General features: G+C 47.5%; 8 protein-coding genes and 2 tRNA genes. 3 read left to right on the forward strand and 7 right to left on the reverse strand.

Annotated features, from left to right (window positions below):
• Position 1: 1 nt before the first annotated feature.
• From CIK99_RS00940 to CIK99_RS00960, 5 genes are read right to left on the reverse strand one after another with little or no spacing between them, the layout of a single operon-like run.
• Entirely contained in the window at positions 2 to 2,410 is a 2,409-nt protein-coding gene (locus tag CIK99_RS00940) for a TonB-dependent siderophore receptor (protein WP_094378838.1), read from the reverse strand.
• On the reverse strand, positions 2,411 to 3,250 hold the full coding sequence (locus tag CIK99_RS00945; protein WP_094378841.1) for a sensor histidine kinase: 840 nt from the start codon (positions 3,248 to 3,250) through the stop codon (positions 2,411 to 2,413).
• 11 nt (positions 3,251 to 3,261) lie between these two features.
• Entirely contained in the window at positions 3,262 to 6,276 is a 3,015-nt protein-coding gene (locus CIK99_RS00950) for a sensor histidine kinase (protein ID WP_094378843.1), read from the reverse strand.
• Between the two features lie 14 nt (positions 6,277 to 6,290).
• Positions 6,291 to 7,835, reverse strand: coding sequence for a hypothetical protein (locus CIK99_RS00955; RefSeq protein ID WP_144007851.1), 1,545 nt, complete (start codon positions 7,833 to 7,835; stop codon positions 6,291 to 6,293).
• A 32-nt stretch (positions 7,836 to 7,867) separates the two neighbouring features.
• Entirely contained in the window at positions 7,868 to 9,037 is a 1,170-nt protein-coding gene (locus CIK99_RS00960) for a PP2C family protein-serine/threonine phosphatase (RefSeq protein WP_094378847.1), read from the reverse strand.
• Between the two features lie 328 nt (positions 9,038 to 9,365).
• Between CIK99_RS00960 and htpG the strand changes: the two genes are divergently transcribed.
• The 3 genes from htpG to CIK99_RS00975 all read left to right on the forward strand — a co-directional run bounded on the left by htpG (position 9,366) and on the right by CIK99_RS00975 (position 11,785).
• A complete protein-coding gene (htpG, locus tag CIK99_RS00965; RefSeq protein WP_094379077.1) occupies positions 9,366 to 11,423 on the forward strand; it encodes a molecular chaperone HtpG in 2,058 nt (685 codons plus the stop codon).
• Between the two features lie 173 nt (positions 11,424 to 11,596).
• Positions 11,597 to 11,670: transfer RNA gene (locus tag CIK99_RS00970), tRNA-Arg, on the forward strand.
• Between the two features lie 41 nt (positions 11,671 to 11,711).
• Positions 11,712 to 11,785: transfer RNA gene (locus CIK99_RS00975), tRNA-Arg, on the forward strand.
• 102 nt (positions 11,786 to 11,887) lie between these two features.
• Here the strand turns inward: CIK99_RS00975 and queF are convergent.
• Both queF and CIK99_RS00985 read right to left on the reverse strand, forming a co-directional pair.
• A complete protein-coding gene (queF, locus tag CIK99_RS00980) occupies positions 11,888 to 12,346 on the reverse strand; it encodes a preQ(1) synthase (protein ID WP_094378849.1) in 459 nt (152 codons plus the stop codon).
• 11 nt (positions 12,347 to 12,357) lie between these two features.
• On the reverse strand, positions 12,358 to 13,053 hold the full coding sequence (locus CIK99_RS00985) for a queuosine precursor transporter (RefSeq protein ID WP_094378851.1): 696 nt from the start codon (positions 13,051 to 13,053) through the stop codon (positions 12,358 to 12,360).
• Between the last annotated feature and the right edge of the window lie 76 nt (positions 13,054 to 13,129).

Here is a 13,129-nt window from a genome sequence, read left to right on the forward strand (position 1 = left end):
ATCAGAAGAAATATGTAAGTTTAAATACAAGATTAAATCTTTCTTGGGGGATAGGCACGATAAAGCTGCCGCCCTGCAAATAGTCATTGTTGGTGATGTTATATAGATCTAACGAACCTTTTATGGCTTTGTATTGACAGTCGATGCCTGTGTTGACCACAGCGCAGCTACTCAGTTGGTACAGTGGGTCGGAGAAGCTGTTACAGTTGACAAAGATGAGATTAGACGTCAGTGGCGAATATTGTTTTGTGACGAACGATATGTTGGCCTTGACATTCATCTTCCAGTCTTTTTTCTCCAGTAGTCTGTAGCAGGTTATGGCGTTGAGCTTGAAGTCGGGCACACCGTTGATGTGTGAGTCGGTAACGATATAATTTTCGCTGTCAATGACTAGCTGGTAAGAGAAGTTCAACTGCGCATACCATCTGTTCTTTTGGTAAGACAAGACATTCTCGATTCCCAGAACCCTGAGCGAACCAGCATTTGACAATATATTGCCTGTGGTGCTGGGATTGAAATAGATATTATCAGAGAGAGAGTTGTAGTAGATGTTGCAATCATACTTCAGCGACAGAGACTTGAAGTGGTGGCTGTAGCTGAGTTGGATGGCGTCCATCTTTTCCGCTTCCAGGTTGCTGCCGCCTTCGTATGTGGATATTGTTGTAGCGCGGTAGAAGTAAGGTGCATCGACAAAAGAGTGGGCATAGCCCAATTTTAGGTTGCTGTAAGGAGAGATCTTATAAACCAATGACAGACGTGGCGAGATCTCGTTAAGATTCTTGTCGTTGTAGCGGTGTTTGTTGTCGTAGCGAATACCTCCATTGAAGATGATACGGTTGTTCCACGATAACTTAAGCTGCGAGAATGCAGACATATACAATTCGTTGCCGGTGATGATAGACCTGTTAGCGTCGGAGAAAGTGATGAGGACTCTATCAAAATGGTCGCCGCATATCATCGTATTGTCTTTCATCGTGTAGTTCTCGATCTGTACTCCACACAACAATGCGCCGTTTAAGGACTGAGTTCCGAAAGAGTAGGTGGACTGAAGTATGCCGCCATAGGTATAGTCGTTCCATGCTTGTACCTGATACAAGCCATTGTCGCATGTGCCAGGTAGTGCCGGTCCGGGATTGAGGATCTCGCCCGGTCCGACAGGCATGAACCTACTGTCCTCCATGATAGAGTCGCCGCAGACATCATAGTTAGAGCAGCTTTCCATATCCACGTAGGTCTGGAGCTTTGCCGACCATTTCTGCCATGACTTCTCGTAAGATAGTTCGATGTGAGTGTTGTCTCTTGAATGTCCTGGTGTAGTCCCGTTAATTTCCCTGTATCTGTCGTATGAATAAGGAGCTAGGTGCAGGAGGTTGGAGTAAGCCACTACCTTTTTTGAGCTTTGCGTGTTTAAGAGGAAAATGAAACCGTTCCATCTAGCCGTTATGCCGATGTCGTATGAAGGTTTGTGGTTAAATCCATTAAGATACATATACCCTGGTGTAGGCACGCGACCATAGAATTCCTTGTCACCCATCTGGATGTCGCGTCTCTCACCTTCTGAAGAGTAGCACGAAGCCCATGCGAGGAAGTCGATGCCGTAAGCGCTTTTTCCCATTAGCAGGTCAGCCTGGTATGTGTTGTTTTTACCTATGCCAGTCTTTATCTTCAGGCCATCGACATCAGCTCCCCTCTTTGTGATGATATTTACCACGGCGGTCAAAGCCACATTGCCATAGAGCGAAGAAGCAGGGCCGCGGAGCACCTCTATCTGCTTTATCTTCTCCAGGCTTGTGCGGAAGTCTGGCTGTTCGGAGTTGGTAGTTCGGCTGTTAAGACGGTGTCCGTCAAGCATGATAAGAATCTTTTCCTGAGTAGAGGAATAGACACCGTGCATGGATACGTTAGTCTCCAATCCTTCCACCTTCGACATTCCCGGTACGAACATCACGAGCAGGTCGCCCAGGTTTCTCGCTCCACTTGCCTCTATCATCTCTTCGGTAATGAGAGTCACTGGGACAGGAGCCTCGTCGATGCTCTCGGCCTGTTGTGAGGCGGTGGTGATGGTGGCAGTCTTGCCGCTCTTCATCTTCTCGATCATATCCGCAAAGCGGAGAGGGTCGGAGAGGGTGGGAGAGTAGTAAGGGTTCTCCTTAAGTAGCAGCGAGGCGTAGTGTGTTGACTGTTCGTTGTCGTCTTTTTCAAGATAACAGAGCGAGAGAATATGGTAGGCTGTGCTACGTGTGCGTGAGCTGAGGTTAGACATGTTGTCGGTGAGCAGTGTTACTGCAGTGTCGAATTGGCCTATTCTGTATGCAGCCTCTGCTTGTCGGCATATCTCCACGTCACTCTGTGCCTGAGCGAACGACGAGAGTGATAAGAGTATGGCTGCTATGATGAGGAGTCGTTTCATTTATTTCTTATTTATCGGGATGATGAGTGAGAATGAGGAACCGCTGCCTAAAGTAGAGTCAAACTCTATGCGTCCTCCATGCTGATGGATGATGTTGAGAGTGATAGCCATGCCTAAGCCGGTGCCCTGTCCCACGGGTTTGGTGGTGAAGAAGTTGTCGTAGAGCTTTTGTTTGACTTCGTCTGTCATGCCGCCGCCATTGTCGTCGAAGCGCAGACGGAGCATCTCGCCTTCTGATGATGTAGTCACCTGCAGTTCTGGGTGATACTGTTCGCCTTCGATATTGGCCCGTTCCCAGATGGCATAGAAAGCGTTGTTTACCACGTTGAGGATGGCGCGGCTGATGTCTTGTGGTACTATGGCAATATCGGTAAGGGTGTCGTCGTACTGTTCCTTTATCGACGCGTTGAACCCGTTGTAGTTAGCTCTCATGGCATGGTAGCCGAGCCACACGTATTCGTGGACGAGGGCATTGATATTGGTGGGAATGCGTAGTCCTTCCTTTCCTCTTGAATACTGCAGGATATTTTGTATAATGCTGGTGGCACGTTCACCGTGCTCACGTATCTTGGCGATATTCTCCTTCAGGTCGGCCATGATATCCTCGATGTCCTCCATATCGTCTGACGAGATTTTATCGGCATTGTCGTCGATATCGTCAGCCAGGTCTTTTATAAGCGTGTCTGAGAGTTTGCTGAAGTTGATGACGAAGTTGAGTGGGTTTCTTATCTCATGAACTATGCCAGCTGTCAGCAATCCCAATGATGCCAGTTTCTCCTGTTCTTTTATCTGCTGTTGGAGAGCCTCTATCTGTTCTTTCAATTGTTCTGTTGTTTCCATACCCTATAAGTTTAAGACTTTTTAATAGGCAATGTTATTGTAAACGTTGTCTCTACTTCCTTAGTTGATTCTATCTTTATGTCTCCGCCGTGGTTGAGAATGATCTCACGGCTTAGATATAATCCCACGCCAACGGCTTCTGCTGTTGTCTTAGTGGTAAAGAATGGATCGAAGACCTTGCCGATGATGGTCTTTTCAATACCGATACCGTTGTCGTATATGGCTATTATGGCGTTGTTGCCGTCGCTGCTTGTGGAAAGCGACAGTCTCATGGTAGGCTGGTAAGGCTTCTGTTTGTATTTCTTACATACAGCATATACGCCGTTTCCGATGATGCTCATTATCACGCGGCTAATTTGGTCGGCATCAACCATTGCCATGATGTTATCGTCGAGGCCTTGTGTCTCGACCGCGATGCCACACTCCCTGATGTTGTCGGCGAAATACTGTTGTGTCATCTCGATGTTCTTGCGGCATACTGCAGCTACGTCAGTCTCGACGAAGTTACATTTCCTGTCTTTGAGCATCTCCTCCATGGCCTTAAGTATTCGTGTGGTGTTGATGCCGTGTTCTTCGATCTTTGTGAGGTTGGTCTTGAGCATGTCAACGATATCCATACAATCCTCGTAGTTGTCGGGTGTCATCTTTTCTTCGTCGTCCTCGAGGTTTTCGGTGATGTCTTTTATTAGTCCGAGGCTCATGTGCGAAAAGTTGTTAACGTAATTCATCGGGTTGAGGATTCTGTCCACGAGACCCTGTGTGAGTTTGCCGACGGTGGCCATGCGTTCTTGTCTGAGTAGCTGGTATTGTGCGGCATTAAGCTCGTCAAGGGCTTTCTCAAGACTGTTTGACTTCTCCTCGATCTCGTCTTTCTGCTGACGTATCTGTGAGGTGCGTTCCTCGACGATAGTCTCGAGTCTCAACTTTTCCTTGAGCAGTCGGCTCATGCGCCATCTAACCACGGCATAGGTAATGATGGCGAGCAGCATGACATAGAGAAGTATGAAATACCATCTGAGATAAATGGGGTAGTGAACTATGAGGTTCAGGCTGACGGGCTTGGTCGTTGTACCGTATCTGTCGCGTGCCCTAACCTCAAAAGTGTAGTTGCCCGATCGAGGGTTGGAGAGCTTCACCATGGTCTCCTTTGTCCATTCCGACCAGGGCTGATGGCTGCCGAGCCGATAACTGTATTCGGTGTCGCCGATGGTAGATGTAATGTCGGTGGAGAAGTGTATGGTGATGCTGTTGACATCGCTGTCGAAGTCAAGGCTGCTGAAAGGCATTTTAGTGTCGAGTCTGTCTCCGTTGCTGAATCCTCCCCAAAGTACGGAGTCGTTGTCCATGACGATACGTCTGATATATACCGCCGCCTTATGGTTGAGGTCGGCGTCCTTGTATGCTGAGTTCCAGCAGATGAGTCCGAAGTTTCCGCCCATCCAGACATTGCCTCCATTGATGTCCATAGCCCTGACGTTCATGTCGTGGACTGGTCGCAGGAGACTGTTGGTCTTTTTGTAGTCCCCGTTCCATGAGTGGACTTGGAGGTTCTTTCCCTCGTTGTCTGTTGACCATATCTCGTCGGCATAGGGGAAGACGAGTTGTGGATATTTTCTTGAGTTGTCCCATTTGTCGTTGGAGTTGTATCTCACCATTTTCTTGCTCGTGTTGTCCCAAATAAAGCTTCCCGTCCTACCGTTTATAATGATCTCGCCGTCGCGTTCGATGATGGTATAGTTATATCGCCCCTCTTTGGTTGTCTCACCTTCAGGAAGCACCTCGTTGAGTTTGCGGTAGTCGCCAGTGCATCTGAATACCTGTCCATATATGTTTCTTATCCAGAGACTTCCATCGGATGACTTAAAGAAATGTGTTGCTTTCTCGATGGTGTTTATCTTGCGTGACAGTCCACCGCCGTTGTCGGTGTTTTGTCCGAAAGCATTTTTGTTGATATTCCGTTTAGGGTCGGCGATGAGGAATACTCCATCCACTTCTCCCGCATAGTATGTGCCGTCGCCATTGGAGATGGTCTGTACGGTGTGTTTCTTTGTCAGTTGTCTCGCCTTTCCGTTTTCTATCAAGAAGACACCCTCAGCTGTAGATGCTACGAGGCTGCCGTTGGAGTCGTTGGAGATATTCCAGCAGGCATTAGAGATGTTTCCCACTCTTTCAAAGGTGTTGTTGCGTTTGACGAACAGACCTCTCAGTGTTCCTACATACAGCGAGCCGGCGGTATGATTAATGCTGAGTACCTCGCCGAACAGTCCGTCGCTAGCCTGGAAGCTGGTGTAGGCGGTCTTCACGTCTGCAACGAACACACCATTGTCTGTCGCTCCCCATACGTTGCCGTACCGGTCGCAATAAACGGCATTGATGTTGTCGTCGCAGAGACCGTTACGCTCGGTGAGATGGTAGGTCTCGTTGCCAGAGGCATCGGTCACTACGAGTCCGCCACCCGCTGTAGCCATCACGAGACTGCCATCGTCGAGGGTGGTCTTGTCGTTGATCTTTACACCTTTATATGTGGCGGTAGTCACGGATGGGGTCTTCATGATGATATAGTTGTCCATGGAGTGGTCTTCGATGCCGGCAGTGCCGATAGACGTCTCGATACATATCTTCCCGTTTTTCTCGCTGATGCCTGTCACTTCGCCGATGAAGCCTTTGTTGTCGCGCGAGAAGACGGTCTTCAGTTCCATATTACCGTTTTTTCCAGAGGTAAGGTACCCTAACACATTATAACCTCCCACCCATATACGGCCTTTAGAGTCGAGATAGAGTCGGGTGATTCGGAATATGCCGGGAGCGTGTATAACGTGCCATTCAGCGTGGTCGTAGTACAAGAGCCCTTCGAAGTTAGCGACATAGACACGTCCTTTGTCGTCGCATATCACATCGAAGTTACGGTTGTGCGCGTTATATGCAGCAGGACGGAAATTCACAAAGAACGGATGTCCTACGTTAGCCCTTGCATCTGTGACGGCAAGGTAGAGCAGCAGTATGAGAATAGAAAGAAGTCTCTTCATAAGCTTTTTTGCAGTTAATTTTTGAAGGTTACACGAGGCACGTTATTGCCTATGTAGTAGTTCCACTCGTCGTCGGTGAAGTCGCGTTTGAGTGCTTTCTGTATCTGTCGTGCCATGGCATCGGTAGAGATGATGAATCTCGACACCGTACCAGACTCATCCCCCACGTATATCACATCATCGTCGGCATTGGAAAGGCAGTAAGCCCATCCAGCGAGGTCGCGCAGCGCTACAGCCTCGCTGTTAGCCGCATCAGCGTCCCAAAGGTTTACTACCCTGTCGTAGCTAGAGGAAAAGAGGAAGTCGTTGTTGAAGCAGAGGTCGGTAATCTCGGAGCGGTGTCCCACGAGTTTCTGTCGGCTATAGCCATTGACATCGAGGAGATAGATGTCGCCACTGGTAGTGCCAATGGCTGCTTGCTGACGTTTGTCAGACCAGGTGTATGCAGTGACGGTTCCTTTCACCATGAGTTCTTTCTTGTCAATCTTTCCGTCAGGATTGATGGCCCAGACACCTCCGTCTTTCCCAAAAATCATCACCGTGCCGTTACGATCACCGATGGCGGTTATAGGTTGGCCGATATCGTATGTCTTCTTCACCATGCGCCGTGTGGTGTCGAAGAGGTAGGCGTGACTTGCCGACACGATGAGCATCTGTCTCTTGCCAAGTCTTACGATACGTTGCCATCCCTTGTTTTCTGGCAGTATGATGGGAGCGGTAACTTGCTGGTTGACAATAGACAAGAGGGTGCCATTAAATGCGAGGGCGAAGATGGTGCCTTCGCTGTCAGTGGCAACACCTCTGAAGCTGCAGCTATTGTCGTTAGTGAGAAGCTGTTTTGTCCATTTACCACTGTCGTAGTTCCATCGTGTGATCTCGCCGTATCTGCTTACAGAGACGTAGTCGCCCGTCTTGCTGATACGTGTTATTTCTGAGACTCCTCCCCTATGGATAAGACTTGAAGAAAAGCTATTGCTGTTTTGGCTTAACGACTTGAATATTACTGGAATATTGACATTGCCTTTGTAGTCGATGGTGAATTTCCATGCGGCGAAAGCCAAGAGCTTCGATGCGTCGTGGTTGCCGGCAAGATACTGTGTGGATGATAGTGAAGCAAGGGAACGTCCGAGGGCGATATAACTCAGCGTGTCAGCCACGTTGCGAGCGTGCTCGGCTTGTCGCTGTTGGGTGACAGCTAATTCGCGCTGCTGTTCGGCCATGGAACGAGCTTCCACTTCATTGCGCGCAGCTTCCTGAGCTTTCATCTGTTCGCTTTCGGCCCTTGACCTCATCTGGTCGGCAATGTTCATCTGATAGAGAGCTTCCTCGCGTCGTTTGTCGGATATCTCCATCTGCTGGTAGGCAATGTCTTCCATCTGTTTGCTGATACGTTCCACTACAAAGGAGTTGCCTTCCGTCTGTTCGTATTTCCCCACCTTCTGTCGTAGAACCTCATTCTCGGCGTGAAGCTTCTCGTTGGTTCTATACAGGAGCGATGTAGCGATGGCAAGAGCCACTGCCGCTACACCTATTATATACAAAGTAATGCTTTTCTTCACGTCGGTAGTGTCTTAGTGTCTATTGATACTCTTTATTCCAGTCTCCTAATAGCCATCAGCGTGATGTCGTCGCTCTGCGGTTCCTTGCCGGAAAAGTCATTCACGTCTTTCAATATTTCCTGGCATATGTCATGGCTGCTCTTACCGGCTCCCTTGTTTTCGAGTGTGGTCTCGAGGCCCTTCTCGTCGAACATCTCACCGCTTGTGTTAAACGCTTCGGTGACACCATCGGTAAACAATACGAGCATGTCGCCCTTGTCGAGTTGGAGTGTTGACTGTGTGAACGTGAAGTCGTCGAACATTCCTGCAACGATATTCTCGCTCATGGGTAGGGCGTCGACGGTTCCGTCAGCCCGTACCACATATGGCGGGTTATGTCCTGCATTAGTGTATTCAACAAGGCCTGTATCGGTGTTATATATACCATAGAATACGGTGACAAACATCGAGTCGATGCTTTCGTGGCAGAGCATGTTGTTGACATAGTTGAGACATTCGTTGGTGTCTATGCCTCTCATGCCAGTGGCTCTAAGGAGAGTGCGGCTGACTGCCATGAAGATCGATGCGGGAACACCCTTGCCTGAGACGTCAGCAATGACAAATCCCAGTCTTTTCTCGTCTATCTTGAAGAAATCAAAAAAGTCGCCGCCCACCTCTTTTGCTGGCGTCATGGTGGCGAAGAGATCTACCATGTCAGCCATTTCCTCAATAGGCGGGAATTTCTGAGGTAGTATAGCCTGCTGTATCTCGCCGGCAACGGCAAGGTCGCTCTTTATCGATACCAGTTGTGTGTGCTCCTGTTGCGATTTCCTGACGAACTCTATCTCCTCTATCGCCTTCTCAATGGTGCGTGAGAGGTCGTCAAGGTCGATGGGCTTGGTGGCGAAGTCGAACGCGCCGTTGTTCATGGCCGAGCGTATGTTGCCCATGTCGCCATAAGCAGATACCATGATGCACTTCAGTGCGGGGTTTCTCATCTCGTTGATCTTTGTGAGCAATGTGATTCCGTCCATCTCCGGCATGTTGATGTCGCTGAGGATAATGTCGAAATCCTTTTTCTCGAGCATCATCTTTAGAGCTTCGAGACCGTTGTGTGCAAAGCTGAATTCATATTCACCTTTCCTTATTTTCCTTCTGAAGTATTGCGTGAGTAGGATCTCCAAGTCGAGCTCGTCGTCAACGCTTAATATCTTTACTGCCATATTTCGAAGATTATTGTTACTATTCGAGTTGATATTTTTTTCTCTGCAAAGTTAATACATTTATTGTAATATGCAAAGAAAAGACGCAAAAAAATCTGTTTTGTATCAAAAAAACTCTAAATTTTCACTTTTGTATAGTTTTCAGCAAGCATTTGGTAATGAGAAGGGGAGTGATTGCGGTTATCAGACTGCCATTTTGTCAGTGATGATAGTCGTTAAACACATCTTCCTATCGTTTGGCATGATAGTTGCTATGGACGATATCGGAAGAGTAAGCACAGCCTTTCTCTTCCAGAAAACAAATAACAAATATAAAACAAATAAAGACATGCAAAAAGGAAATATTGGGGTTACTACAGAAAACATTTTCCCCGTAATAAAGAAATTCTTGTATTCCGACCATGAGATCTTCCTGCGTGAGATGATCTCGAATGCCGTAGATGCGACACAGAAGATGAAGACTCTCTCTGAGAGAGGTGACTTCAAAGGTGAACTTGGAGACCTTACCGTAAGGGTGAGCGTAGATAAGGAGGCAAAGACCATCACCATCAGCGACCGTGGTATCGGTATGACAGAAGAAGAGATCGACAAGTATATCAATCAGATAGCTTTCTCGGGAGTCAACGATTTCCTTGAGAAATATAAGGACAACGCGAACAATATCATAGGCCATTTCGGACTTGGCTTCTACTCGTCGTTTATGGTCAGCGATAAGGTGGAGATCATAACACGAAGCTATAAGGATGGTGCCAAGGCTGTGAAATGGAGCTGCGACGGCAGTCCGTCGTACGAGATAGACGGTGCAGAGAGGGATAGCCGCGGTTCGGATATCGTGCTCCACGTGTCGGACGACTGCAGCGAGTATCTTGAAAAGGCAACCATCGAGGGTTTGCTCAACAAATACTGCAAGTTTATGCCAGTGCCAGTGGCTTTCGGCAAGAAAACAGAATGGAAGGACGGTAAGCAGGTGGATACCGACGAGGATAATGTCATCAACAACGTAGAACCACTTTGGACCAAGACTCCGAGCACGCTGAATGACGAGGACTACAAGTCGTTCTATCGCACGCTCTACCCAATGCACGACGAGCCGATGTTCTGGATACACCTCAACGTGGATTATCCATTCAATCTTACGGGAATCCTTTATTTCCCACGTATTAAGTCAAATCTCGACTTGCAGCGCAACAAGATACAGCTCTACTGTAATCAGGTGTTTGTTACAGACCAGGTGGAAGGCATCGTGCCAGAGTTCCTCACACTGCTCCATGGCGTCATCGATTCACCAGACATCCCACTTAACGTAAGCCGTTCTTATCTCCAGAGTGACAGGGATGTGAAGAAGATCTCTACATATATCACAAAGAAAGTCAGCGACCGCCTGCAGAGCCTTTTCAAGGAAGACAGGAAAGGATTTGAGGAAAAATGGGACGATCTGAAACTCTTCATCAACTATGGTATGCTCAGCGACGAGTCGTTCTACGACCGTGCCAAAGACTATGCCCTCTTTAAGGATGTTGACGGAAAGTATTTCACCTACGATGAGTACCGCACTCTCATCAAAGAACAGCAGACAGACAAGGACGGACAGCTCGTATATCTTTATACGACAGACAGTGAGGAGCAGTATTCGTATATCGAAGCTGCAAAGGTGAAGGGCTACAGCATACTGCAGTTTGACGGACAGCTTGACACGCCGACAGTATCGATGTTTGAGCAGAAGTTTGAGAAGAGTCACTTCACACGTGTTGACGCTGACATCATCGACCGTCTTATACATAAGGAGGACGACACAAAGGAAACCCTCGACAACGACAAGAAAGACAATCTCATGACGGTGTTCAAGACACAGTTGCCAAAACTCGAGAAAGCTGAGATATATGTCGATGTAGAAGCAATGGGCGAGAGCCAGCAGCCGGTGGTCATCACCCAGAGTGAATATATGCGACGCATGAAGGATATGAGCAAGTATCAACAAGGTATGGGCTTCTATGCACAGATGCCTGACTCATACAGCCTAGTGCTTAACAGCGATCATCCACTGGTGAAGAAAGTGCTTGCCGATTGTGAGGAGAAAACCGCAGAAGCACTCAAGCCAATTGTCAGCGAAATACGTGGACAGGAAGCGAGACTTGCCGCACTCAACCAGGTACAAGACAAGAAGAAGCCTGAGGAAATAACAGAAGAAGAGAAAAAAGACTTGAGCAACACACAGAAGGCACTGCAGGATGAGAAAGACAAGAAACTCGATGTAATTAGTAAGTATGCCAAGGGAAATAGTATCGTACACCAACTTATCGACCTCGCACTGCTCCAGAATGGTATGCTGAAGGGAGCCGCTCTCGATGCCTTCCTCAAACGCTCAGTAGAACTCATAGAAAAGTAATTATTGACACATATTACTGCATAAATAGTGAATAAAACCGATAAAAAGGCTCGTTTTCTCATGGAAACGAGCCTTTTTTGGGGGTGTTTTAGAAAAAAGTGAGAAAAAAATTTGGTTGTTTCGAAAAAAGTCAGTACCTTTGCACCGCAATTAAGGAAAGAGGGACTTTCAACGGTTCCGTAGCTCAACTGAATAGAGCATCTGACTACGGATCAGAAGGTTGTGGGTTTGAATCCCGCCGGAATCACTTGAAGTGAACTCGAAGTACAAAAATTGACATTAAGGATTGGTTCCGTAGCTCAACTGAATAGAGCATCTGACTACGGATCAGAAGGTTGTGGGTTTGAATCCCGCCGGAATCACTTGATAAAGCCAAGAAGTCATTTTGACTTCTTGGCTTTTTGTTGTATCATTGTCAGAAACAAAAAGCTGCGATAGAGGGTTGTTTATCGCAGCTGACAGAATTATTCATGAATAGCCAAACGCTGGTTGGCGAGTGCCTCGTATTTCGTTCCGGGACGACCATAGTTAGCGTATGGATGGATGCTGATACCGCCTCGCGGGGTAAACAGTCCCACCACCTCGATATACTTCGGATCCATAAGGCGAATGAGGTCTTTCATTATGATGTTTACACAGTCCTCATGGAAGTCGCCATGATTACGAAAACTGAAGAGATAGAGTTTGAGACTTTTGCTCTCGACCATCTTGACGTCAGGGATATAACGGATGACTATTTCCGCAAAATCAGGCTGACCGGTAATGGGGCAGAGGGAGGTGAACTCTGGACAATTGAACTTTACCCAATAGTCGTTCTCCTGATGCTTGTTGATGAATGTCTCCAATACATCAGGTGCATAGTCCATGGAGTATTTAGTGTTGTTGCCTAAAGCATGTAGGTCTTCGTTTTTTCTTGTTTCCATATGAGTGGATATTATTCTTTGAATTCCTTGATCTTGAAAATGTTGTAGTCGATATTATCGTCGAACGTGTCCTCGTCCTCATGTCGCTTGGTGATGCGTACCACCTGAATAGTGATAGGGAGAGCAATGAGTTCGTACAATGTCTTTAGCACCACCTGTGAAAGCATGAGCACGGGAAGCTCGCTTCCAGGAATAACGCCCCAAAACGCGATAGGGAAGAAGATGAGCGAATCTGCCGTCTCGCCAAAAATGGTGCTGAGGATTGCACGACGCGAGAAATGCCTTCCTTCAGATGAGATCTTCATGCGACTCATGACATAGGCATTGATGAAAGAGCCAATGATGAAAGCAAGGAAAGAAGCAAACACGATGCGCGGGGCAAGTCCGAAGATAGCGTGGAAACCCTCTTCGTTGTCCCAATAAGGTGCTCCTGGGATGGCATCACACAAGGCGCCAAACATGACAAAGATGAAGTTCATGGCGAAGCCATACCAGATGAGCAGTCGTGTTTTGGAATAGCCCCATACCTCACATACACAGTCGTTAATGATGTATGAGACGGGGAAGACAAGCAGTCCGCCAGTGATGCTGATGGGACCGAAAGACATTTGCTTTGTTCCGAGTACGTTTGCCGTGATGAGGCAAACGCAGAAGAGCATGCCGAAAAGCATAAAAAGCACGCTCACTTGACGTTTTGTACTTTTCATTTTGTTGTTTTTTAAAGGAGGTTAGACAATGACTCCTATTAATGAATACTAAATATCTCCGAAGAGACTGATTAAT

Source organism: Prevotella sp. P5-92 (assembly GCF_002251245.1).
GTDB lineage: Bacteria > Bacteroidota > Bacteroidia > Bacteroidales > Bacteroidaceae > Prevotella.

Coding starts and splice junctions, on each gene's coding strand:
- CIK99_RS00940 (WP_094378838.1), bottom strand. CDS start 2,410: ATGAAACGACTCCTCATCATAGCAGCCATACTCTTATCACTCTCGTCG.
- CIK99_RS00945 (WP_094378841.1), bottom strand. CDS start 3,250: ATGGAAACAACAGAACAATTGAAAGAACAGATAGAGGCTCTCCAACAG.
- CIK99_RS00950 (WP_094378843.1), bottom strand. CDS start 6,276: ATGAAGAGACTTCTTTCTATTCTCATACTGCTGCTCTACCTTGCCGTC.
- CIK99_RS00960 (WP_094378847.1), bottom strand. CDS start 9,037: ATGGCAGTAAAGATATTAAGCGTTGACGACGAGCTCGACTTGGAGATC.
- htpG (WP_094379077.1), top strand. CDS start 9,366: ATGCAAAAAGGAAATATTGGGGTTACTACAGAAAACATTTTCCCCGTA.
- queF (WP_094378849.1), bottom strand. CDS start 12,346: ATGGAAACAAGAAAAAACGAAGACCTACATGCTTTAGGCAACAACACT.
- CIK99_RS00985 (WP_094378851.1), bottom strand. CDS start 13,053: ATGAAAAGTACAAAACGTCAAGTGAGCGTGCTTTTTATGCTTTTCGGC.